Consider the following 20,667-nt stretch of genomic DNA (forward strand, 5'->3'; position numbering starts at 1 on the left):
ACCCCCCGGCGCGCCCCCGACCCACAGCACAACGCACCGCGCTACGCGCACCCCCACCGAACCCGCACAGGCCGCCGCAGGCATCCCACCCACGGAACAACCGACACACGAGAGGCTGACCCGACGTGCAAGACGACCTCCTCGCACGGGCCAAGGCATGGCTGGCCGAGGACCCCGACGCGGACACCCGCGCCGAACTCGCCAAGCTCATCGACGCCGAGGACCACGCAGAGCTCACCGCACGCTTCTCCGGCACCCTCCAGTTCGGCACCGCCGGCCTCCGCGGCGAGCTAGGCGCCGGCCCGATGCGCATGAACCGCTCCGTGGTCATCCGCGCCGCGGCGGGCCTCGCCGCGTACCTCAGGAGCCAGGGCCACACCGACGGCCTGGTGGTCATCGGCTACGACGCCCGCCACAAGTCCGAGGACTTCGCCCGCGACACCGCCGCCGTCATGACCGGCGCCGGCCTCAGGGCGGCCGTACTCCCCCGCCCCCTCCCCACCCCCGTGCTGGCCTTCGCCATCCGCCACCTCGGCGCGGTCGCCGGCGTGGAGGTCACGGCCAGCCACAACCCGCCCCGCGACAACGGCTACAAGGTGTACCTGGGCGACGGCTCCCAGATCGTGCCCCCCGCGGACGCCGGCATCGCCGCGGAGATCGACGCCGTGGCCTCCCTGCACGACGTCCCCCGCCCCACCACCGGCTGGCAGACCCTCGGCGACGACGTCCTCGACGCCTACCTCGCCCGCACGGACGCGGTCCTCTCCCCCGACTCCCCCCGCACGGCCCGCACCGTCTACACCGCGATGCACGGCGTCGGCAAGGACACCCTCCTCGCCGCCTTCGCCCGGGCCGGCTTCCCCACCCCCGCCCTCGTCACCGAGCAGGCGGACCCCGACCCGGACTTCCCCACCGTCGCCTTCCCCAACCCGGAGGAGCCCGGCGCGATGGACCTCGCCTTCGCGAGGGCCCGCGAGACGGCCCCCGACCTGATCATCGCCAACGACCCGGACGCCGACCGCCTCGCGGTGGCGGTGCAGGACGCCACGGACGACTGGCGCATGCTCCGCGGCGACGAGGTCGGCGCCCTCCTCGCCGCCCACCTGGTCACCCGCGGCGCGCAGGGCACGTTCGCGGAGTCGATCGTGTCGTCGTCCCTCCTCGGCCGCATCGCCGAGAAGGCGGACCGCCCGCACGTCGAGACCCTCACCGGCTTCAAGTGGATCGCGCGCGTCGACGGCATCCGCTACGGCTACGAGGAGGCCCTCGGCTACTGCGTGGACCCGGAGGGCGTCCGCGACAAGGACGGCATCACCGCCGCGCTCCTGATCACGGAGCTGGCCTCCACCCTGAAGGAGGAGGGCCGCACCCTCCTCGACCTCCTCGACGACCTGGCCGTGGAGCACGGCCTGCACGCCACCGACCAGCTCTCGGTCCGCGTGGAGGACCTGTCCCTCATCTCGGCCGCGATGGACCGGCTGCGCCGGCAGCCCCCGACCCACCTCGCGGGCCTGCCGGTCACGGACGCCGAGGACCTCACCCGGGGCACGGCCAAGCTCCCGCCCACGGACGGCCTGCGCTACACCCTGGACGGCGCACGGGTCATCGTCCGCCCCAGCGGCACGGAGCCGAAGCTGAAGTGCTACCTGGAGGTGGTCGTCCCGGTCGGCGAGCACGCCGGCCTCCCCGCGGCCCGCGCGAAGGCGACGGACCTGCTGACGACACTCAAGCGCGACCTCTCGGCAGCGGCGGGCATCTGACCCACCCGGGGGGTGCGACGACGCACCCCCCGGCCGGCCTCCAGCCCACCGGGCCACCGGGCCACCGGGCCACCGGGCCACCGGGCCACCGGGCCACCGGCGAACCGACCTCCCGGCCACCTGACTTCCCGGCGACCCTGCCACTCGGCGAACCAACCACCCGCCGACCCAGCCACCCGGCCACCCCACCGAACCGGCCACCCGGCAACCCGACCCCCCAGAGTCACCCAGTCACCCCGTCACCCCGCCCCCAGCAACACCGCCAACCCCACAACCCCCACCACCACCGGCACCACAACCTCCCAGGCCCACCGCACAGCCACCTCACCCCGCGAGGTCTCGGCGTCCTTCCGCGCCTCCCACAGCTCCCGCAGCTCGTCCATGACCTTGTCGGCCTCGGCCCGCACCGGACCCTCGTCCACGGCCCCGCCGGAACCGGCCCCCCGGCCGCCGCCGAGCAGACCGCCCCGCCCCCGGCCACCCCCGGCGGCCCGCCGGGACTCCTGCCGCGCCGCCTTCTTGCGCCCGCGCAGCGAGACCGGGAGGGCCCACAGCTGGAACTTGTCGCCGGCCTCGCTGAAGACCTCGTTGGAGTAGGCGGACCGGAACGACTCGACCTGCGCCCAGGGCAGCACGATCACGCGGAAGGGATTGCGCACCCGCATCCGGTCGTCGCCGGCGAAGACGGCGGGCCGCACCGTGTAGGCGGCGATCAGCGGCACCAGGAAGAGCAGCGCCGCCGCGGCCATCCACGGAGTGCGCCCCTCGCCCGCGACGACGGCGTCGATACCGAGCCACAGGGCGAGCGCGAGCAGCAGCACGCCACCGGCGATGCCCGCGGGCGAGCGGTAGACGCGGTCCTTGGACGCGGGCACCGGCGGCTGCGGCGAGGAGGACTGGGGATCCGGGGTCGTCATGCTGCCGATTGTGCACGACCGGTTGTCACCCACGGCCGCCGGGACGCTCATGGGCGATGCCGTCAGGACGAATGAGCGCCCGGGACTGTACAGCCGCTACGCGCGTAGATATGCTCGCCTGGTGACCATGCCCACCACTGCACCCGCCGCATCCGCCGCACCCGCGGCATCCGCACACGGACTCGCCGACGTCACCGCGTCCGACAGCACGCTGCGCCGCTTCCTCCACGGACTGCCCGGCGTCGACACGGTCGGCCTGGAGGCGCGCGCCGCCTCGCTCGGCACCCGTTCCATCAAGACCACCGCGAAGGCGTACGCCCTCGACCTCGCCATCTCGATGGTCGACCTGACGACGCTGGAAGGCGCGGACACCCCCGGCAAGGTCCGGGCGCTCGGCGCGAAGGCGGTCCGCCCCGACCCGACCGACCGCACGGCCCCCGCCACGGCGGCCGTCTGCGTCTATCCCGACATGGTGCCCGCCGCGAAGGCGGCCGTCGCCGGGTCGGACGTGAAGGTCGCCTCGGTCGCCACCGCGTTCCCGGCGGGCCGCGCCTCGCTGGCCGTCAAGCTGGCCGACGTGCGCGAGGCCGTGGAGGCGGGCGCGGACGAGGTCGACATGGTCATCGACCGCGGGGCCTTCCTCGCGGGGCACTACATGAAGGTGTACGACGAGATCACCGCCGTGCGGGAGGCCTGCGGGACCTCCGCCCGCCTCAAGGTCATCTTCGAGACCGGCGAGCTGGCGACGTACGACAACATCCGGCGCGCCAGCTGGCTCGGCATGCTGGCCGGGGCGGACTTCATCAAGACCTCGACCGGCAAGGTCGCGGTCAACGCCACGCCCTCCAACACCCTCCTGATGCTGGAGGCGGTCCGCGACTTCCGCGCGCAGACCGGCGTCCAGGTCGGCGTGAAGCCGGCCGGCGGCATCCGCACCGCCAAGGACGCGATCAAGTTCCTGGTCCTGGTCAACGAGACCGCGGGCGAGGACTGGCTGGACAACCACTGGTTCCGCTTCGGCGCCTCCTCGCTGCTCAACGACCTGCTGATGCAGCGCCAGAAGCTGGCCACCGGCCGCTACTCCGGCCCCGACTACGTGACGGTGGACTGATCACCATGGCACCTGTTTTCGAGTACGCACCGGCGCCGGAGTCGCGCGCGGTCGTCGACATCGCGCCGTCGTACGGCCTGTTCATCGACGGCGAGTTCACCGAGGCCGCCGACGGCAAGGTCTTCAAGACGGTCTCCCCCTCGACCGAGGAGGTCCTCTCCGAGGTCGCCGAGGCCGGCGAGGCGGACGTGGACCGGGCCGTCAAGGCCGCCCGCAAGGCCTTCGAGAAGTGGTCGGCGCTCCCCGGCGCCGAGCGCGCGAAGTACCTGTTCCGCATCGCCCGGATCATCCAGGAGCGCAGCCGCGAGCTGGCCGTCCTGGAGACCCTGGACAACGGCAAGCCGATCAGGGAGACGCGCGACGCGGACCTCCCCCTGGTCGCCGCGCACTTCTTCTACTACGCGGGCTGGGCCGACAAGCTCGACCACGCCGGCTACGGCGCGAACCCGCGCCCGCTGGGCGTCGCGGGCCAGGTCATCCCCTGGAACTTCCCGCTCCTGATGCTGGCGTGGAAGATCGCCCCGGCCCTGGCGACCGGCAACACGGTCGTCCTCAAGCCCGCCGAGACGACCCCGCTCTCCGCCCTGTTCTTCGCGGACATCTGCCGTCAGGCGGGCCTGCCCCGGGGCGTCGTCAACATCGTCACCGGCGACGGCCGCGCCGGCGCCGCGCTGATCGCGCACCCCGACGTGAACAAGGTCGCCTTCACCGGCTCCACGGCCGTCGGCAAGGAGATCGCGCGCACGGTCGCGGGCACCCGCAAGAAGCTCACCCTCGAACTGGGCGGCAAGGGCGCCAACATCGTCTTCGACGACGCCCCGATCGACCAGGCCGTCGAGGGCATCGTCAGCGGCATCTTCTTCAACCAGGGCCAGGTCTGCTGCGCGGGTTCCCGCCTGCTGGTCCAGGAGTCGATCCACGACGAGCTGCTCGACTCCCTCAAGCGCCGTCTGGCCACCCTGCGCCTGGGCGACCCGCTGGACAAGAACACCGACATCGGTGCGATCAACTCCGCCGAGCAGCTGGCCCGGATCACCGCGCTGGCGGACCAGGGCGAGGCGGAGGGCGCCGAGCGCTGGTCCCCGGCCTGCGAGCTGCCGTCCTCCGGCTACTGGTTCGCGCCGACGCTCTTCACCAACGTCACCCAGGCGCACACCGTCGCCCGCGACGAGATCTTCGGCCCGGTCCTGTCGGTCCTCACGTTCCGCACCCCGGACGAGGCGGTCGCCAAGGCCAACAACACGCCGTACGGCCTGTCCGCGGGCATCTGGACGGAGAAGGGCTCGCGCATCCTGGCGGTCGCGAACAAGCTCCGCGCGGGTGTGATCTGGTCCAACACGTTCAACAAGTTCGACCCGACGTCGCCGTTCGGCGGCTACAAGGAGTCGGGCTTCGGCCGCGAGGGCGGCCGCCACGGCCTGGAGGCGTACCTCGATGTCTGAGCGACTCAATGTGCTGAAGACCTACAAGCTGTACGTCGGCGGGAAGTTCCCGCGTTCCGAGAGCGGCCGGGTGTACGAGGTGACCGACGCAAAGGGCAAGTGGCTGGCGCACGCCCCGCTCTCCTCCCGCAAGGACGCCCGTGACGCGGTGGTCGCCGCGCGCAAGGCGTTCGGCGGCTGGTCCGGCGCGACGGCGTACAACCGCGGCCAGATCCTCTACCGCGTCGCCGAGATGCTGGAGGGCCGCCGCGAGCAGTACGTCGCGGAGGTCGCCGGCGCCGAGGGCCTGTCGAAGTCGAAGGCGGCGGCGCAGGTGGACGCGGCGATCGACCGCTGGGTCTGGTACGCGGGCTGGACCGACAAGATCGCCCAGGTGGTCGGCGGCGGCAACCCGGTCGCGGGCCCGTTCTTCAACCTGTCCTCGCCGGAGCCGACCGGCGTCGTCGCCGTCCTGGCCCCGCAGGAGTCGTCGTTCCTGGGCCTGGTCTCGGTCGTCGCCCCGGTCATCGCGACGGGCAACACCGCGGTCGTGATCGCGAGCGAGAAGTCCCCGCTCCCCGCCCTCTCCCTCGGCGAGGTGCTGGCCACCTCCGACCTCCCCGGCGGTGTGGTCAACGTCCTCTCCGGCCGTACGGCGGAGATCGCCACCCCACTCGCCGCGCACCAGGACGTCAACGCGATCGACCTCGCGGGCGCCGACGAGGCGCTGGCGAAGGAGCTGGAGATCGCGGCGGCGGACAACCTCAAGCGCGTCCTGCGTCCACAGGCTGTGGACAACGCGGACTGGTTCGCGGCACCGGGCACCGACCGCATGACGGCGTTCCTGGAGACGAAGACGGTCTGGCACCCGACGGGCGCGCTGGGCGCGTCCGGGTCGTCGTACTGAAGCAGCCGCGGCACCGCGCGCACCGAGAGCGAGCCGCGCCCTCCCTCCGTCCGGGGAAGGCGCGGCTCTTCGCGTGCGGGGTGCGTCAGCGCAGCAGTTCCGTCGCCTGCCCCAGCACCGGCATGCTGCCGAGGGACTGGGCCTGGGCCACCGGCCCGGTCAGCGCCGTGGACGTCAGCGGCTGGAAGTCGGCGACCTTCGTGCCGACGCCGTTGTCCAGCGGGTCGACGCCGGTGCCGGCCAGCGGGTTGGGCTTGAGGTCGGAGACCGGCCCGGTGACGTAACCGACGGTTCCGGTCAGGGCCTGGGCCCCGGCCTGCGGGTCGATGTTGCCCAGCGAGGTGGGGCGGGTGTGGGCCAGGCCGGCGATCGTCTCACCGCTGTCCGCGGAAGCCGTCGCCGCTCCTGCCGCCAGGGCGGCCCCGGCGGTCGCGAGGGCGACCAGGGCGCGCTGTGCGTGCGGGGTGCGGGGGGACGCGTGTCGGGCCATCGCTGCTGCCACCTCTTGGTGTGGATTGCTACGGACTGCCCTGATAACAGCGCACACCGCGATCAGGTCACCGCAGAACGCAACCGAGATGTGACGCGCACTGCAAAGTCCACCCGCGGGGTCGTACGGCGGTCGGGGGATGCCTCAGACTGGTGTCCCGTGAGCTCCCATCCGCCCATACCGACCCGAGTCGTGCTGCTCTGCGGCCCCTCCGGCTCCGGCAAGTCCCTCCTCGCGGCCCGCTCCGGCCTCCCGGTGCTGCGCCTCGACGACTTCTACAAGGAGGGGACCGACCCGACGCTGCCGACGGTGCCCCACAGCTCCGACATCGACTGGGACCATCCCGGGTCGTGGGACGCGGACGCGGCCGTCGCCGCCATCGCGGAGCTGTGCCGCACGGGCCGCACCCGGGTGCCGGTCTACGACCTCTCGCTGAGCGCCCGCACCGGCGCGGAAGCGGTCGACATCGGGCGGACGCCGCTGTTCCTCGCGGAGGGCATCTTCGCCGCCGAGCTGGTGACGCGCTGCCGGGAACTGGGCGTGCTGGCCGACGCCCTGTGCCTGAGCCGCGGGCCGGTGACCACCTTCCGCCGCCGCTTCGCGCGGGATCTGCGCGAGGGGCGCAAGTCCGTGCCGTTCCTGCTGCGCAGGGGCTGGCGGCTGATGCGGCAGGAGCGGTCGGTCATCGCCCGGCAGACGGCGCTGGGCGCCTACGCGTGCGACCGCGACGAGGCGATGGGGCGGCTGGCGGACGCCGCAGCCGGACGGTGCGCGACGGCGCGTACGGCCGCGTAGGCGCCCGCACGCGCGGACATACGGAAGAGCGGGACTGGACGGACCCCCCGGCCCTCCAGTCCCGCTCTCTTCCCACTCCCCCGTGGGTCCCCCGTTTCCCCCGTGACCCCCGTGGTTCCGTTCCCCCGTGTCCCCCCGGAGCGGTCCCCCGTCGCTCCCCCGTGGTGCTTCCCCGTGAGTAAGAGCCCGGCATCCTCCCCCTGATACACCCCGGCTCGTACTTTTTTCCGTGGGCCCCCCGGCCCATCTGCCTTCAGGCGACGAGTTCGCCGAAGGCGTCCTCCCGGTCACGGCCGAAGCTGAGGACCTCGTCCTCGCGCAGCCGGCGCAGGGAGCGCCAGATGCTGGACTTCACCGTGCCGACACTGATGTCGAGGATGTCCGCGATCTCCGGGTCCGTGCGGCCCTCGTAGTAGCGCAGGACCAGCATGGTGCGCTGGAGTTCGGGCAGCCGGGCGAGCGCCTGCCACAGGACGGTGCGCAGCTCGGTGCCGCGCATCGCGTCCATGTCGCCGGGCGTCTCCGGCAGTTCCTCGGTCGGGTACTCGTTGAGCTTGCGGCGCCGCCAGGCGCTGATGTGCAGGTTGGTCATGGTGCGGCGGAGGTAGCCGCCGACCGCCGCCTTGTCACTGATCCGGTCCCACGCCCGGTAGGTCGAGAACAGTGCGCTCTGCAGCAGGTCCTCGGCCTCGAAGCGGTCGCCGGTCAGGTGGTAGGCGGTGGCGTACAGGGAGGCGCGGCGCTCCTGGACGTAGGCGGTGAACTCCGCCTCCGACAGGGAGCGGCGCTCCCCCTCTGCCTCCCCGTACGCGGTTCCCCCGTGCGTCTCCCCCTGTCGGGCGTCGACCACCGTCATGTACCCGGTGTGCTGACGCCCGGTGCCGCGAGCGCACCCCCGCCCGCTCACGGCACCGGACTTGTCGGAACCCCGGTGTCCGTGCACGTCGTGCAGACGCGTGACCACTGCGCTGGTGCTGGTGCCCTTCAGCGTGTTCATCTCGCGCCCCCCGTCGTGGACTTCCGGTGTTCGGATCACTGTGCTGACGAAAATCCTGCCGCCGCGACTTCATGGCCGTGTCCGTCGACTGTCACAGACCTGTCACAGGGGTCCGTCACGGCTGGATCACCGTTCCTTCACAGGGTCCGGCGGCGCGCTTGGCCCGCTTCCGCACCCACAGGTCGAACACCGGCCCCTCCATGGGCCAGAATGAGCCCGTGCCTTCCCTGTTGCTGATCGAGGACGACGACGCCATCCGCACGGCCCTGGAGCTCTCGCTGAGCCGCCAGGGTCACCGGGTGGCCACCGCTGCCAGCGGTGAGGACGGTCTGAAGCTGCTGCGCGAACAGCGGCCGGACCTGATCGTGCTGGACGTGATGCTGCCCGGCATCGACGGCTTCGAGGTGTGCCGTCGCATCCGTCGCACCGACCAGCTGCCGATCATCCTGCTGACCGCGCGCAACGACGACATCGACGTGGTCGTGGGTCTTGAGTCGGGCGCCGACGACTACGTCGTCAAACCGGTCCAGGGCCGGGTCCTTGACGCCCGGATCCGGGCCGTGCTGCGGCGCGGGGAACGGGAGTCCAGCGATTCGGCGAGCTTCGGCGGCCTGGTCATCGACCGTTCGGCGATGACCGTGACGAAGAACGGCGAGGACCTCCAGCTGACGCCGACCGAGCTGCGGCTGCTCCTGGAGCTGAGCCGGCGGCCGGGGCAGGCGCTGTCCCGTCAGCAGTTGCTGCGGCTGGTGTGGGAGCACGACTACCTCGGTGACTCCCGGCTGGTGGACGCCTGCGTGCAGCGGCTGCGCGCCAAGGTCGAGGACGTACCGTCGTCGCCGACCCTGATCCGTACCGTGCGGGGTGTCGGCTACCGGCTGGATCCGCCTCAGTGACGGAGGAACACCAGGGGGGTTCACGCGGCTGGACCGCGGCTCGCAAGGGAGTCTGGTCCTGGCTGCGCTTCACCAGCCTGCGGCTGCGGCTGGTCCTCGTCTTCGGGCTGGTCGCGCTGACCGCCGCCGTGTCCGCGTCCGGCATCGCCTACTGGCTGAACCGGGAGGCGGTGCTCACCCGCACCCAGGACGCCGTGCTGCGCGACTTCGAGCAGGAGATGCAGAACCGGGCGGGCGCGCTCTCCGAGCACCCCACGCAGGACGAGTTGCAGCACACCGCCGGGCAGATGGCCAACAGCAGCCAGCGGTTCGGCGTCCTGCTGGTGGCCGAGGGCGCCGACGGGGACACCGTGTACGGCAGTTCCGGCGGCCTGGACGGCTTCGCGCTGTCCGACGTGCCCGAGTCGCTGCGCACCGCGGTGAACAAGGAGCAGAAGCTCACCTCCGCCAACAAGCACCCGTACCACCTGTACTGGCAGCGGATCACCGATGACGACACCCCGTACCTGGTGGCCGGCACGAAGGTGATCGGCGGCGGGCCGACCGGCTACATGCTCAAGTCGCTGGAACCGGAGGCCAAGGACCTGAACTCGCTGGCCTGGTCGCTGGGGATCGCCACCGCGCTCGCCCTGCTCGGCTCCGCGCTGCTCGCGCAGGCCCTGGCGACGACCGTGCTCAAGCCGGTGCACCGGCTGGGGGTCGCGGCGCGGCGCCTGGGCGAGGGCAGGCTGGACACCCGGCTGCGGGTGTCCGGCACCGACGAACTGGCCGATCTGTCGCGGACGTTCAACAGCGCCGCCGAGAACCTGGAGAAGCGGGTCGCGGACATGGCGGGCCGCGAGCAGGCCTCCCGCCGCTTCGTCGCGGACATGAGCCACGAGCTGCGTACGCCGCTGACGGCGCTCACCGCCGTGACGGAGGTCCTGGAGGAGGAGCTGGAGTTCGAGGGCGAGGGCGGGAGTTTCGACCCGATGGTCGAGCCCGCGGTCCGGCTGGTGGTGAGCGAGACCCGGCGCCTCAACGACCTGGTGGAGAACCTGATGGAGGTCACCCGCTTCGACGCGGGCACCGCCCGGCTGGTCCTGGACGACGTCGACGTCGCCGACCAGATCACCGCCTGCATCGACGCCCGCGCCTGGCTGGACGCCGTCGACCTGGACGCCGAGCGGGGCATCCACGCCCGTCTCGACCCGCGCCGGCTGGACGTGATCCTGGCCAACCTGATCGGCAACGCGCTCAAGCACGGCGGTTCGCCGGTGCGGGTGTCGGTGGCGCGGGCGGACGACGAGATCGTCATCCGGGTGCGGGACCACGGACCCGGCATCCCCGAGGACGTCCTGCCGCACGTCTTCGACCGCTTCTACAAGGCGAGCGCCTCCCGGCCGCGCTCCGAGGGCAGCGGGCTCGGACTGTCGATCGCCCTGGAGAACGCGCACATCCACGGCGGTGGGATCACCGCCGAGAACTCGCCCGAGGGGGGTGCGGTGTTCGTCCTGCGGCTGCCGCAGGACCCGTCGCCGCCCACGGACGAGGACGCCGGCGACGGCGACGACGGCGGCAGCGGGGGCGTCCCGGACGACGGGAGCAGGGGCAAGGACGCGAAGGGACAGGTCTGATGACCGTACGCCGCCTGCCGGCACGGCCCGGGCTCGCGGTGCTGGCCGCGCTGACCGCACTGCTCGCCGGGTGCGGCATCCGCGCCACGGAGGTGCCCACGGACTACGGTCCGGCGCCGTCGCGGGTGCGCTGCTCGCTCGCCGAGCCGGACGTGTCGGCGCAGGACGCGACCGGCGTGCCGGCCCAGGTGTTCCTGCTGTGCGGCTCGTCGCTGGTGGCGGTGGACCGCACGGTGCGGGTGCCGGACGGGGCGTCCGACTCGGGGCGCCGGGTGCTGGTGGCGCAGGGGCTGCTCGATCAGCTCGCGGCGTCGCCGTCGGCCGCCGAGAAGGAGGCCGGGTACACGACGGACGTCCGGCGCGGGATCACCGTGACCGGCCCGCGCTCCGGCGACCCCGAGGACACCCTGCGGCTGAGCACCGCGCCCGACGACCTGACCTCGTACGCCCTCGCCCAGGTCGTCTGCACGTTCTCCGACTCGGCGGCGGCCGAGGGGGACGGCTCGGTCGTCCTGGCCGGGCCCGGAGACCGGCCCGCCCGACGCTACGCCTGCACGGACGAGGTGCGGGCCCGGCCGGGCAGCAACGAGCCGCCGGCCACCGAGGTCAAGGACGGCTGACCGCCCCGCGCGGGGGCCGTGTGGCGCAAGCCTCATCCTCGCGCGGGAGAGACCGGAACCGCGCGTGGCGGCGGCCGCGTCTAGGGGGGCGTGCAGCGTCATGGGTTCCTCGGCGGCAGCGCCCCGCTCCGCATCCGTGTGACAGGAAGTGTTCTCCTGGTCGCACATCTCGCGTTCGTCGCCTGGTACACGCTGCGCCCGCTGGACGTCCCCTGGGTACTGCCGCCCAACCTGCGCCCGTTCGACGGGATCCGCGCCGACGTGGCGCTGGGCTGGCCCGGGGCGGCCCGCTCGCTCGGCGGGGCGCTCGCCCTGCTGGCGCCGCTCGGCGTACTGCTGCCGATGGCCGGGGGGCGGCTGACCGGTTCGCCGCTGGCCTCGCTCCTGCGCACCACCGCCGCGGCCATCCTGCTGTCGCTGGGCATCGAGCTGCTCCAGACCGGGGTGCCCGGGCAGGTCGTCGACGTCGACTCGCTGCTGCTGAACACGGCGGGCGTGGCTTTCGTGCACCTGGCCGTCGTCCCGGCGGGCCGCGCCCGGCTCCGCCGCAGGTACCGGCGGGAGGGCCGGGAGGACGTCCCCCGGGAGGAGCCCGCTCAGGGTCGGACCCCGACGATTCCCAGGGTCGGGATCGCCCCGTAGAGCGACGCTTTGTTCCGTTCGTCTCCGTAGCGTGGAGGGCAGATGAAGGGGAAGCCGAACGGCAGCCCCGCCCACACGCTCACGAAGGAGCCGCGATGTCCCGCCTCGCCCGCCCCACCCACGGCCGCATGATCGGCGGAGTGTGCGCCGCGCTGGCCCGGCGCTTCGGCACCTCCACCACCACGATGCGGGTGATCTTCGTGGTCTCCTGCCTGCTGCCCGGCCCTCAGTTCCTGCTGTACCTGGCCCTGTGGCTGCTGCTCCCCTCCGAGGAGAAGGCGGCGCGCACGGCCTGGTGACGCACACCCCTCCCCTCTGGTACGCCGACGGGGCGCACCCGGTGTCGCCGGGTGCGCCCCGTCGGCGCGTGCGGGGAGGGCGGGGGCTCAGCCGCCGAGCGGGAGACCGTTGACCGGCAGGCCCTTGGTGGGCAGTCCCTGCACCGGGACACCGCCGAGCTGCTTGGCGACCGGCTCGGTCGGGCCCTCGGCGAGCTGCTCGGCGACCACCTGCTCGACGACCGGCTGCGCGGCGGTCAGGCCGGTGCCGGAGACGCGACGGCCCTGCTCCAGCACGTTGCCCGCGCCGGGTGCCACCTGGGAGACGGTCTGCGCGGGGAGGGTGCGGGTGACGGAGTCCACCGTCTGAGCGGTGTTGGGGAGCTCGGGGGCCGCGCTGGCCGCGCCGGCACCGGCGGCGGCGAAGACGGCGCCGAGCGCGGCGACACCGAGGGTCTTGACAGCAGACTGCTTCATGAAATGCGTCCTCGTATTGCGGGGATGTGAGCGGTGCTCGACCGTAAACACGCCCCGCCCCGCGCGGCAAACATCGAAATGCGGACGGATTGTGAACGCCGGTCCGCCTCCCCGTATTACCGTGCGGCCCCGTTCAGCACTCATCCTCCGAATAGTCGCTGGTCGAAGCGGTCTGCCGGAACAGCCATTCGGACTTCAGCTCGGCATATCCGGGCTTGACGACGTCATTGATCATGGCCAGTCGTTCATCGAAAGGAATGAACGCTGATTTCATCGCATTGACGGAGAACCACTGCATGTCGTCGAGCGTGTAACCGAACGCGTCGACCAGGTGCTCGAATTCCCGGCTCATACTCGTGTGGGACATCAGCCGGTTGTCGGTGTTGACGGTGGCCCGGAAGTGCAGCCGGCGCAGCAGGCCGATGGGGTGTTCGGCGTAGGAGTCCGCGGCGCCGGTCTGGAGGTTGGAGCTGGGGCACAGCTCCAGCGGGATGCGCTTGTCCCGCACGTACGAGGCGAGCCGTCCGAGTTTGACCGTGCCGTCCCCGTGGACCTGGATGTCGTCGATGATGCGCACGCCGTGGCCGAGCCGGTCGGCGCCGCACCACTGGAGGGCCTGCCAGATGGACGGCAGCCCGAAGGCCTCGCCGGCGTGGATGGTGAAGTGGTTGTTCTCGCGCTTGAGGTACTCGAAGGCGTCCAGGTGCCGGGTGGGCGGGTAGCCGGCCTCGGCGCCGGCGATGTCGAAGCCGACGACGCCCAGGTCGCGGTAGCGGTTGGCGAGTTCGGCGATCTCCAGGGAGCGGGCGGCGTGCCGCATCGCGGTGAGCAGGGCGCCGACGCGGATGCGGTGGCCGTTCTCCCGGGCGCGCCGCTCGCCCTCCCGGAAGCCCTCGTTGACGGCCTCGACGACCTCTTCCAGGGTGAGCCCGCCCTCCAGGTGCTGCTCGGGGGCGTACCGCACCTCGGCGTAGACGACGCCGTCCTCGGCGAGGTCCTCGGCGCACTCGGCGGCGACCCGCACCAGGGCGTCGCGGGTCTGCATGACGCCGACGGTGTGCGAGAAGGTCTCCAGGTACCGCTCCAGCGACCCGGAGTCGGCGGCCTGCCGGAACCAGGCGCCGAGGAGGTCGGGGTCGGTCTCGGGAAGGCCCGGGTACCCGGCCTCCCGGGCGAGGTCGACGACGGTGCCGGGACGCAGCCCGCCGTCGAGATGGTCGTGCAGCAGAACCTTCGGCGCCCGGCGGATCTGGTCCGGCGTCGGCGCCGTCCCTGCCTTCGCGGTGTTCGCCGCGGCGCTCTGCGCGGTGTTCTGGCTCGTCATTTCCGCACTCTAACTCCTACGCGCGTAGAACGCGGGGCGAACGCACAGGAACGTGAATGCGGGCGGAACGCGGCGCCGCGGTGTACAGCTGCGCCGATATGTAACGGTGATTGCACGGACAGGTGGCGTACACCCGGTCTTCTGAGAATGTTCTGTCATGGCACAGCAAGCGACGCCGGTCCGACAGGCCCGGCTGGGGCGGACGCTCGGCCCGGAGGGGGCGGCGGTGAGCGGAGTGGTGCTGCTGCTCCCCGGCGGCGACGAGGTGTCCGGCCGCAGACCCTCTCCGCTGCTGGCGGCCGCGTCCGTACGGGCGTTGGGGCGCCGGGTGGCGCGGGCGGGGCGGGACGAGGGGCTGGCCGCGCATGTCGTGCACTACCGCTACCGCGGCTGGAACGGCACCGAGGCGCACCTCGCCCGGGACGCCGACTGGGCCGCCGACGAGGCGGTACGGCGCTACGGCGACGTACCCGTCTGCCTGGCCGGCATCGGCATGGGCGGCCGGGCGGCCCTGCGCGCGGCGGGGCACGAGGCCGTCAACTCGGTGCTGGCGATCGCTCCTTGGCTGCCGGAGGAGGACGTGGCCGCACCGCCCGAACCGGTGAAGCAGCTGGTGGGCCGGCAGGTGCTGATCGTGCACGGCACGAACGACGAACGCAGCGACCCCGAACTGTCGTTCCGGCTGGCCTCGCGGGCGAAGAAGGCCAACCGCGCGGTGTGCCGTTTCGAAGTGCACTCCGACGGCCACGGGTTGCGTCAGTACCGGGAGGAAGTCGCCTCGCTGGCGGAGGACTTCGTGATGGGCACCCTCTTCGGGCAGTCCTTCTCGCGCCCGGTGGAGGACGCGCTGGCCGCCCCGCCGCCGCTGGGGCTGCGGATGCCGCTGGCAGTGGGGTTCGGCAAGTCGTTACGCCGATAGGGACCTGGTGGGCCCCTGGGGTCAGGACGGCAGCAGGCTCCCCCTCCTGGAGAGCAGGAACTTCTTGAACGCGGCCACGGGCGGGGTGTCCGCGCGGCCCGCCAGCCAGGCCACGCCGATCTCCCGGGCGGCGCGCGGGGCGGTGACCGTCAGCTCGACCACGCCGGGGCGGGGAACTGCGGGCGGGGGCAGCAGGGCGACGCCGAGCCCCGCCGCGACCAGGCCGCGCAGCGTCTCGGCCTCCTCCCCCTCGAAGGCGACCTTGGGGCGGAACCCGGCCTCCGCGCACAGGGCGTCGGTGATGCGGCGCAGGCCGTAGCCGGGCTCCAGGGTCACGAAGTTCTCTTCGGCCGCCTCGGCGAGGCGGATGCGCCTGCGGGCGGCCAGGGTGTGGTCGGCCGGGACGACCAGGCGCAGTTTCTGCTCGTCGAGGCGGCGGGCGACCAGGTCGGGGGCGTCCGGGACCGGAGAGGTGAGGCAGAGGTCGAGTTCACCGGCGCGCAGGCGCTCCAGCATGGCCTCGCCGTAGTTCTGGACGAGGCTGAAGCGGACGCGGGGGTGGTCGGCGCGGAAGGCGTGCAGCAGGCCGGGGACCGTCTCGGCGCCCATGGTGTGCAGGAAGCCGAAGGCGACCTTGCCGGTGGCCGGGTCGGCGTCCGCGCGGACCTCCTCGGCGGCGCGCTCGACCTCGGCGAGGGCGCGTTCGACGGAGCCGAGGAAGGTGCGGCCGGCGACGGTCAGCGCGAGGGTGCGGCCGTGGCGGACGAAGAGGTCGACGCCGAGGTCCGCTTCGAGCCGGACCAGGGCGCGGGAGAGGGTGGACTGGGGGACGTTCATCTCCTGCGCGGCCCGGGTCACGTGCTCGGTGCGGGCCACGCCGGCGAAGTGCGCGAGGCGGGGCGCGAGCAGCGTGACGATGTCTTCTGTGTCACCGGACCGTGACAGGCGGGGCCGTGAGCTTGGCTGATGCACCATGGGAACGATTATGGCCAGTCCATGCATTGGACGGATGAGTCAGGGGCTTCGTACGGTCACGGTATGACTCCCGCCGATACCGGGGCGTCCACCACCGTGGGCGCCGCATCCGCAGTCTCCGTCCCCGACACCTCCGACGCGCGCATGGCCCCGGGCGGGCCCGGCTACCGCCGGATGAGCCTCGCCCTCTTCCTCGCGGGCGTCGCGACCTTCGCGCTGCTGTACTCCACGCAGGCGCTGCTCCCGCTGATCTCGGGCGACATGGGCGTCACGGCGAGCGACGCGAGCTGGACGGTGGCCGCCGCGACCGGTGGACTGGCGGTGTTCGTGCTGCCGATGAGCGCGCTCTCGGAGCGTTTCGGGCGGCGTACGGTCATGACGGCGTCGCTGGCGGTCGCGGTGACCGTCGGGCTGCTGGTCCCCTTCGCCCCCTCGCTGCCGGCGCTGGTCGCGCTGCGCGCGGTGCAGGGCGCGGCGCTGGCGGGGCTGCCGGCCTCGGCGACGGCGTACCTCGCGGAGGAGGTCACGCCGCGGGCGCTGGTCACCGCGATCGGCCTGTTCGTCGCGGGCAACAGCGTCGGCGGGATGAGCGGCCGGGTGATCACCGGCTGGGTGGCCCAGGAGTGGGGCTGGCGGGTCGCCGTAGGCGTGATCGGCGTCGTGGCGGTGGCGTGCGCGGTCGCCTTCCGGCTGCTGCTGCCGGCGCCGAAGCACTTCAGGGCGGGCTCGCTGCGCCCGCGCGTCCTGGTCCGCACGGTCCGCGACCACCTCGCCAACCCGCTGCTGCGGCGCCTGTACGCGATCGGCGCGCTGTTCATGACGGTCTTCGGCGGGGTCTACACGGTGATCGGCTACCGGCTGGCGGAGGCGCCGTTCTCCCTCCCGCAGGGCCTCATCGGCTCGATCTTCCTGGTGTACCTGGTCGGTACGGTCTCGGCCTCGACGGCGGGCCGTCTGGTGGGCCGCCTCGGCCGGCGCGGCGCGCTGTACCTGGGCGGCGGCACGACGGCGGCGGGCCTGCTGCTGTCCCTCGCCCCCTCCCTGCCCCTGGTCCTGCTGGGCCTGGTGCTGATCACGGCGGGCTTCTTCGCCGGCCACGCGGTGGCCTCCTCGGCGGTGGGCAAGACCGCCCAGCACGGCCGTGCCCAGGCCTCGGCCCTGTACCAGTCCGCCTACTACGTCGGTTCCAGCGCGGGCAGCACGGTCGGCGCGGTCGCCTTCCACGCGGGTGGCTGGACCGGCACGGTCGGCATCGGCCTGCTGGCGGTACTGGGCGTCGTGGCGATCACGGTGACGGGCTCGGTGGCGGCGCGGCGCACCGCGGGGGCGGTCGCGGCGGGCGCCTGAGGGTCCCCGGGGGCCGGGGGAACAGGTCGGGGCCGGACTCCAGGGACCGCCTCGACCTGCGGTTTCATTCGCTGCACAGGCCATTGTCAGTCCCCTGCGGTAGCTTCCGAAGTGCGGGGCGCGAAGACGCGCACGACGGGACGGCCACAGGGGTGGGTGGACGATGACCAACGGCACCATGACGACGGAGCTGGACTCCGCGCTGGAGAAGCACCGGACCGAGTTGACCGGGTACTGCTACCGGATGCTCGGCTCCTCCTTCGAGGCCGAGGACGCGGTGCAGGACACCCTGGTCCGCGCCTGGCGCAGCTACGACAAGTTCGAGGGCCGCTCCAGCCTGCGCTCCTGGCTCTACCGCATCGCGACCAACGTCTGCCTGGACATGCTGACCGCGGGCAACAAGCGGGCCCGCCCGATGGACCTGACCGAGTCCACGCCGCTCGCCCAGGCCGCCCTGTCCCCCCGCCCGGACCACACCTGGCTGGAGCCGATGCCCGACGCCCGCGTGCTGCCCTCGACCGCGGATCCGGCCGAGGCCGCGGTCTCCAAGGAGTCCGTGCGGCTCGCCTTCATGGCCGCCCTCCAGCAGCTGCCGCCCAAGCAGCGCGCGGTGCTCATCCTGCGCGAGGTGCTGGCCTGGAAGGCGAGCGAGGTCGCCGAGCTGCTCGGCACCTCGGTCCCCTCGGTCAACAGCGCCCTCCAGCGCGCCCGCGCCACCCTCGCCGACCGTGCGGACCGCGGGGACGGTGCGGCCGTCTCCAACCCGCTGGACGAGGAGCAGCAGAAGCTCCTCGACCGCTACGTCGCCGCCTTCGAGGGCTACGACATGACGGCGCTGACGGCGCTGCTGCACGAGGACGCGGTCATGACGATGCCGCCGTTCGACCTCTGGCTGGCCGGTCCCGAGGACATCACCGGCTTCATGACGACGCTCGGCGCGGCCTGCGCGGATTCCCGGCTGGTACGGGTGGAGGCCAACGGACTGCCCGCCTTCGCGCACTACAAGCCGGACCCCGAGGCGGGCGGGTACACGCCGTGGGCGGTCCAGGTGCTGGAGATCTCAGACGGCCGGATCACCGGGTTCCACTGCTTCCTCGACACGAAGCGGTGGTTCCCGCTGTTCGACCTGCCCCTCCGTCTCGAAGCGGAGGCCGACCAGGTCCAGTAGGGCGTGCAGGGCGGGATCGGGGTCCCGCAACCGTATCCGGCCCCCCACCCGCCGGGCGGTCAGCTCCAGGCGGGCCAGGAGGTCCACGACCGCCAGCCCCGGCGGTCCGAGCCCTCCGACGTCGCAGACGATCACCCCGGCGCGGGTGGCTTCCAGCAGCGCGCGCGCCTCGTCGCAGAGCCGGGGTGTCTCCCCTCGGGAGACGGGCCCCGGCAGCACGAGTACGGCGGGTGTCACGGCGTCCACGAGCGGTAGACCCGGCGTGCGCCCCGAACTCATCGGTGTCCGCGGGCAGAGATCACATTGACCTGCGCATGCCCTCCGCCGGAGGGTTTGCTGTATGCCCCATGCATCGCCGTGCCCCGCCGTGCCTTCGGACGTGCCCGTCCTCGCCGAGGAGGCGCCGCTGTGCAGGGGGTGCTGACCGGGTTCGCGGTCATCGCGGTCGTCATCGCCGTCGGCTACGTACTGGGGCTGCGCGGCAACCTGGGGCCGCAGGGACGCGAGGTGCTGACCAAGCTGGCCTTCCACGTGGCGTCCCCCGCCCTGCTGTTCACCACCCTCGCGACGGCCGACCTGTCGGTGGTCTTCTCCAGCCGGCTCCTGGTGACGGCGCTGTCCACGGTGGCGGTGGCCGGGGTCTTCGTCGCGGTGGGCGTGGCACGCCGCTGGGGCGTGGGCAGGACGACGATCGGCGCACTGTGCTCCGGATACGTCAATTCCGGCAACCTCGGCATCCCGATCGCCGTGTACGTGCTGGGCGACGCCTCGCTGGTGGCGCCGGTGCTGCTGTTCCAGCTGGTACTGGTGACGCCGGTCGCGGTGACGATCCTGGACCTGTCGGGCGGGGGCGGCGAGGGCCCGCTGTGGCGGCGGCTGCTGACACCGCTGCGCAATCCGATCGCGCTGGGCTCCCTCGCCGGCGTCGCCGTCGCCGCGACCGGGCTGCGGGTACCGGCCCCGGTCATGGACCCGCTGACGCTGATCGGCAACATGTCGGTGCCGGCGGTCCTGCTCGCCTTCGGCATCTCCCTGTGCGGCTCCACGATGCCCATGCGGGGCGCGGACCGCGAACCGGTGCTGCTGGCTGTGGCGTTGAAGGCGTTCGGCCAGCCCGCGGTGGCCTGGGCGCTGGCGTCGGGGGTGTTCGGGCTCCGGGGCGACCAACTCCTGGACGTGGTGGTGACGTCGGCACTGCCCGCCGCGCAGAACCTGTACACGTACGCGTCGACGTACGAGGTCGGCGAACGCCTGGCCCGCGACGCGATCCTGGTGTCGACGGTGGTGTCCGTGCCGGTGCTGGTGGGGGTGGCGGCGGTACTGGGGTGAGTCAGGACTCGGGGAACTCGCCGGTGTCGAGGGTCAGGTCGAAGGGCGCGGGGAGGGTGAGGGGGTCGCCGAACTTGGCGGCACCCAGCACTCGGTAGACGTCACCCTTCGGTTCACCGTAGAGCGTCGCGGTGGGCCCGCCGGGGGCCCAGCGGTCGACGAGGAGGTAGAGCGGGATGCCGGCTGTGGCGTAGGCGGCGGGCTTGCTGATGCGGTCGTGGCGCGCATTGGACTTCGAGGTGACCTCCACGACGAGCTGCGCGAGAGCTGCGGGAATGTGGGTGTCCGACTCGGTGTGGTCGGGCAGTTGCGCCACCACGACGTCCGGGATCAGCATCCCCAGGCGGGACGGTACGGCGATCGCCAGGGTCTGGAAAACCTCCCAGTCCTCGGGAATCACGGAGACCAAACGGCGGTGGATGCGCGAGGCGGTGACGTTGTGAGGCAGTCCCGGAGCAGGTGACACGGTGATGATCCCCTCGATGATCTCCACCTTGCTGCCCTCGGGCCATTCCATCTCCTCCCAGAACCGGACGAGGTCGTCCCAGTTCCGGTCGGGCTCCTGGCTCACAGTGAGTGCGCTCATGGCGGTTCTCCAATCGGTGCGTCACCGATCCCAGCATGCCGAACGGGACCGGTAGAGGTCTACCGATCCCGTTCACCCGAATGGGGAAATGC

General features: G+C 72.5%; 22 protein-coding genes. 14 read left to right on the plus strand and 8 right to left on the minus strand.

The features are described from left to right. Positions 1–125: 125 nt before the first annotated feature. The gene (locus ACZ67M_RS13940) at positions 126–1,760 is read left to right on the plus strand and encodes a phospho-sugar mutase (RefSeq protein ID WP_361352492.1); all 1,635 of its coding nucleotides are present in this window, start codon (positions 126–128) and stop codon (positions 1,758–1,760) included. Between the two features lie 239 nt (positions 1,761–1,999). On the opposite strand, the gene ACZ67M_RS13945 is transcribed toward ACZ67M_RS13940, so the two are convergent. Then, complete coding sequence (locus ACZ67M_RS13945; RefSeq protein WP_469850996.1) at positions 2,000–2,677, minus strand: PH domain-containing protein; 678 nt, start codon at positions 2,675–2,677, stop codon at positions 2,000–2,002. A 127-nt stretch (positions 2,678–2,804) separates the two neighbouring features. On the opposite strand from ACZ67M_RS13945, the gene deoC reads away from it, so the two are divergent. From deoC to ACZ67M_RS13960, 3 genes are read left to right on the plus strand one after another with little or no spacing between them, the layout of a single operon-like run. Further along, entirely contained in the window at positions 2,805–3,788 is a 984-nt protein-coding gene (deoC, locus tag ACZ67M_RS13950) for a deoxyribose-phosphate aldolase (protein ID WP_469851347.1), read from the plus strand. Between the two features lie 5 nt (positions 3,789–3,793). After that, positions 3,794–5,230: an aldehyde dehydrogenase family protein gene (locus tag ACZ67M_RS13955; protein ID WP_122615921.1), complete on the plus strand. Its 1,437-nt coding sequence runs from the start codon at positions 3,794–3,796 to the stop codon at positions 5,228–5,230. Continuing rightward, positions 5,223–6,116 (plus strand): aldehyde dehydrogenase family protein, encoded by an 894-nt coding sequence (locus ACZ67M_RS13960; RefSeq protein ID WP_469850998.1) that lies wholly within the window; start codon positions 5,223–5,225, stop codon positions 6,114–6,116. Before ACZ67M_RS13955 ends, ACZ67M_RS13960 begins: the two co-directional genes overlap by 8 nt. An 85-nt stretch (positions 6,117–6,201) precedes the next feature. Here the strand turns inward: ACZ67M_RS13960 and ACZ67M_RS13965 are convergent, their stop codons facing one another. Next, positions 6,202–6,606 (minus strand): hypothetical protein, encoded by a 405-nt coding sequence (locus ACZ67M_RS13965; protein WP_361352507.1) that lies wholly within the window; start codon positions 6,604–6,606, stop codon positions 6,202–6,204. A 159-nt stretch (positions 6,607–6,765) separates the two neighbouring features. Here ACZ67M_RS13965 and ACZ67M_RS13970 point away from each other — a divergent pair, with 159 nt between their 5' ends. Further along, positions 6,766–7,401, plus strand: a complete 636-nt coding sequence (locus ACZ67M_RS13970; RefSeq protein ID WP_385794755.1) for a uridine kinase — start codon at positions 6,766–6,768, stop codon at positions 7,399–7,401. A 253-nt stretch (positions 7,402–7,654) separates the two neighbouring features. Here the strand turns inward: ACZ67M_RS13970 and ACZ67M_RS13975 are convergent, their stop codons facing one another. Then, positions 7,655–8,398, minus strand: a complete 744-nt coding sequence (locus ACZ67M_RS13975) for a SigE family RNA polymerase sigma factor (protein ID WP_161331908.1) — start codon at positions 8,396–8,398, stop codon at positions 7,655–7,657. Between the two features lie 218 nt (positions 8,399–8,616). Between ACZ67M_RS13975 and afsQ1 the strand changes: the two genes are divergently transcribed. From afsQ1 to ACZ67M_RS14000, 5 genes are all read left to right on the plus strand, one after another. After that, positions 8,617–9,294, plus strand: a complete 678-nt coding sequence (gene afsQ1 / locus ACZ67M_RS13980) for a two-component system response regulator AfsQ1 (protein WP_159394623.1) — start codon at positions 8,617–8,619, stop codon at positions 9,292–9,294. After that, positions 9,291–10,910: an ATP-binding protein gene (locus tag ACZ67M_RS13985; protein ID WP_469851000.1), complete on the plus strand. Its 1,620-nt coding sequence runs from the start codon at positions 9,291–9,293 to the stop codon at positions 10,908–10,910. Before afsQ1 ends, ACZ67M_RS13985 begins: the two co-directional genes overlap by 4 nt. Then, positions 10,910–11,530 carry a hypothetical protein gene (locus ACZ67M_RS13990; RefSeq protein ID WP_392010186.1) on the plus strand — a complete coding sequence of 207 codons (621 nt, stop codon included), beginning with the start codon at positions 10,910–10,912 and terminating at the stop codon, positions 11,528–11,530. Before ACZ67M_RS13985 ends, ACZ67M_RS13990 begins: the two co-directional genes overlap by 1 nt. Positions 11,531–11,620: 90 nt before the next feature. Beyond that, entirely contained in the window at positions 11,621–12,172 is a 552-nt protein-coding gene (locus tag ACZ67M_RS13995; RefSeq protein ID WP_361352515.1) for a VanZ family protein, read from the plus strand. Positions 12,173–12,267: 95 nt separating this feature from the next. Continuing rightward, positions 12,268–12,471, plus strand: a complete 204-nt coding sequence (locus tag ACZ67M_RS14000; RefSeq protein ID WP_064729508.1) for a PspC domain-containing protein — start codon at positions 12,268–12,270, stop codon at positions 12,469–12,471. Positions 12,472–12,558: 87 nt separating this feature from the next. Here ACZ67M_RS14000 and ACZ67M_RS14005 read toward each other — a convergent pair whose 3' ends face one another. Further along, on the minus strand, positions 12,559–12,927 hold the full coding sequence (locus ACZ67M_RS14005; RefSeq protein ID WP_385794749.1) for an ATP-binding protein: 369 nt from the start codon (positions 12,925–12,927) through the stop codon (positions 12,559–12,561). A gap of 133 nt (positions 12,928–13,060) precedes the next feature. Beyond that, positions 13,061–14,251: an adenosine deaminase gene (locus ACZ67M_RS14010; protein WP_469851002.1), complete on the minus strand. Its 1,191-nt coding sequence runs from the start codon at positions 14,249–14,251 to the stop codon at positions 13,061–13,063. 157 nt (positions 14,252–14,408) lie between these two features. Here ACZ67M_RS14010 and ACZ67M_RS14015 point away from each other — a divergent pair, with 157 nt between their 5' ends. Next, positions 14,409–15,170: a dienelactone hydrolase family protein gene (locus ACZ67M_RS14015; RefSeq protein ID WP_469851004.1), complete on the plus strand. Its 762-nt coding sequence runs from the start codon at positions 14,409–14,411 to the stop codon at positions 15,168–15,170. Between the two features lie 21 nt (positions 15,171–15,191). On the opposite strand, the gene ACZ67M_RS14020 is transcribed toward ACZ67M_RS14015, so the two are convergent. Then, a complete protein-coding gene (locus ACZ67M_RS14020) occupies positions 15,192–16,145 on the minus strand; it encodes a LysR family transcriptional regulator (RefSeq protein ID WP_385794745.1) in 954 nt (317 codons plus the stop codon). Between the two features lie 63 nt (positions 16,146–16,208). On the opposite strand from ACZ67M_RS14020, the gene ACZ67M_RS14025 reads away from it, so the two are divergent. Continuing rightward, positions 16,209–17,492 carry an MFS transporter gene (locus ACZ67M_RS14025; protein WP_329472060.1) on the plus strand — a complete coding sequence of 428 codons (1,284 nt, stop codon included), beginning with the start codon at positions 16,209–16,211 and terminating at the stop codon, positions 17,490–17,492. 163 nt (positions 17,493–17,655) lie between these two features. Further along, on the plus strand, positions 17,656–18,660 hold the full coding sequence (locus ACZ67M_RS14030) for a sigma-70 family RNA polymerase sigma factor (RefSeq protein WP_469851006.1): 1,005 nt from the start codon (positions 17,656–17,658) through the stop codon (positions 18,658–18,660). On the opposite strand, the gene ACZ67M_RS14035 is transcribed toward ACZ67M_RS14030, so the two are convergent. Then, positions 18,553–18,939, minus strand: a complete 387-nt coding sequence (locus ACZ67M_RS14035) for an STAS domain-containing protein (protein WP_361352530.1) — start codon at positions 18,937–18,939, stop codon at positions 18,553–18,555. The genes ACZ67M_RS14030 and ACZ67M_RS14035 overlap by 108 nt on opposite strands. Before the next feature lie 129 nt (positions 18,940–19,068). On the opposite strand from ACZ67M_RS14035, the gene ACZ67M_RS14040 reads away from it, so the two are divergent. Next, entirely contained in the window at positions 19,069–19,989 is a 921-nt protein-coding gene (locus tag ACZ67M_RS14040) for an AEC family transporter (protein WP_392099279.1), read from the plus strand. 1 nt (position 19,990) lies between these two features. Here the strand turns inward: ACZ67M_RS14040 and ACZ67M_RS14045 are convergent, their stop codons facing one another. Continuing rightward, positions 19,991–20,575: a Uma2 family endonuclease gene (locus ACZ67M_RS14045; RefSeq protein WP_392234576.1), complete on the minus strand. Its 585-nt coding sequence runs from the start codon at positions 20,573–20,575 to the stop codon at positions 19,991–19,993. Positions 20,576–20,667: the final 92 nt, after the last annotated feature.

The organism is Streptomyces sp. NPDC107500, assembly GCF_055582785.1.

Bases quoted from the DNA above. Each gene is read 5' to 3' on its own strand.
- ACZ67M_RS14000 (WP_064729508.1), top strand. From the start codon at position 12,268: ATGTCCCGCCTCGCCCGCCCCACCCACGGCCGCATGATCGGCGGAGTG.
- ACZ67M_RS13960 (WP_469850998.1), top strand. From the start codon at position 5,223: ATGTCTGAGCGACTCAATGTGCTGAAGACCTACAAGCTGTACGTCGGC.
- ACZ67M_RS13955 (WP_122615921.1), top strand. From the start codon at position 3,794: ATGGCACCTGTTTTCGAGTACGCACCGGCGCCGGAGTCGCGCGCGGTC.
- ACZ67M_RS14020 (WP_385794745.1), bottom strand. From the start codon at position 16,145: ATGGTGCATCAGCCAAGCTCACGGCCCCGCCTGTCACGGTCCGGTGAC.
- ACZ67M_RS13975 (WP_161331908.1), bottom strand. From the start codon at position 8,398: ATGAACACGCTGAAGGGCACCAGCACCAGCGCAGTGGTCACGCGTCTG.
- ACZ67M_RS13945 (WP_469850996.1), bottom strand. From the start codon at position 2,677: ATGACGACCCCGGATCCCCAGTCCTCCTCGCCGCAGCCGCCGGTGCCC.
- ACZ67M_RS14005 (WP_385794749.1), bottom strand. From the start codon at position 12,927: ATGAAGCAGTCTGCTGTCAAGACCCTCGGTGTCGCCGCGCTCGGCGCC.
- ACZ67M_RS14035 (WP_361352530.1), bottom strand. From the start codon at position 18,939: ATGAGTTCGGGGCGCACGCCGGGTCTACCGCTCGTGGACGCCGTGACA.
- ACZ67M_RS13965 (WP_361352507.1), bottom strand. From the start codon at position 6,606: ATGGCCCGACACGCGTCCCCCCGCACCCCGCACGCACAGCGCGCCCTG.
- deoC (WP_469851347.1), top strand. From the start codon at position 2,805: ATGCCCACCACTGCACCCGCCGCATCCGCCGCACCCGCGGCATCCGCA.
- ACZ67M_RS14015 (WP_469851004.1), top strand. From the start codon at position 14,409: ATGGCACAGCAAGCGACGCCGGTCCGACAGGCCCGGCTGGGGCGGACG.
- ACZ67M_RS14025 (WP_329472060.1), top strand. From the start codon at position 16,209: ATGACTCCCGCCGATACCGGGGCGTCCACCACCGTGGGCGCCGCATCC.
- ACZ67M_RS13990 (WP_392010186.1), top strand. From the start codon at position 10,910: ATGACCGTACGCCGCCTGCCGGCACGGCCCGGGCTCGCGGTGCTGGCC.
- ACZ67M_RS14045 (WP_392234576.1), bottom strand. From the start codon at position 20,575: ATGAGCGCACTCACTGTGAGCCAGGAGCCCGACCGGAACTGGGACGAC.
- ACZ67M_RS14010 (WP_469851002.1), bottom strand. From the start codon at position 14,251: ATGACGAGCCAGAACACCGCGCAGAGCGCCGCGGCGAACACCGCGAAG.
- ACZ67M_RS14030 (WP_469851006.1), top strand. From the start codon at position 17,656: ATGACCAACGGCACCATGACGACGGAGCTGGACTCCGCGCTGGAGAAG.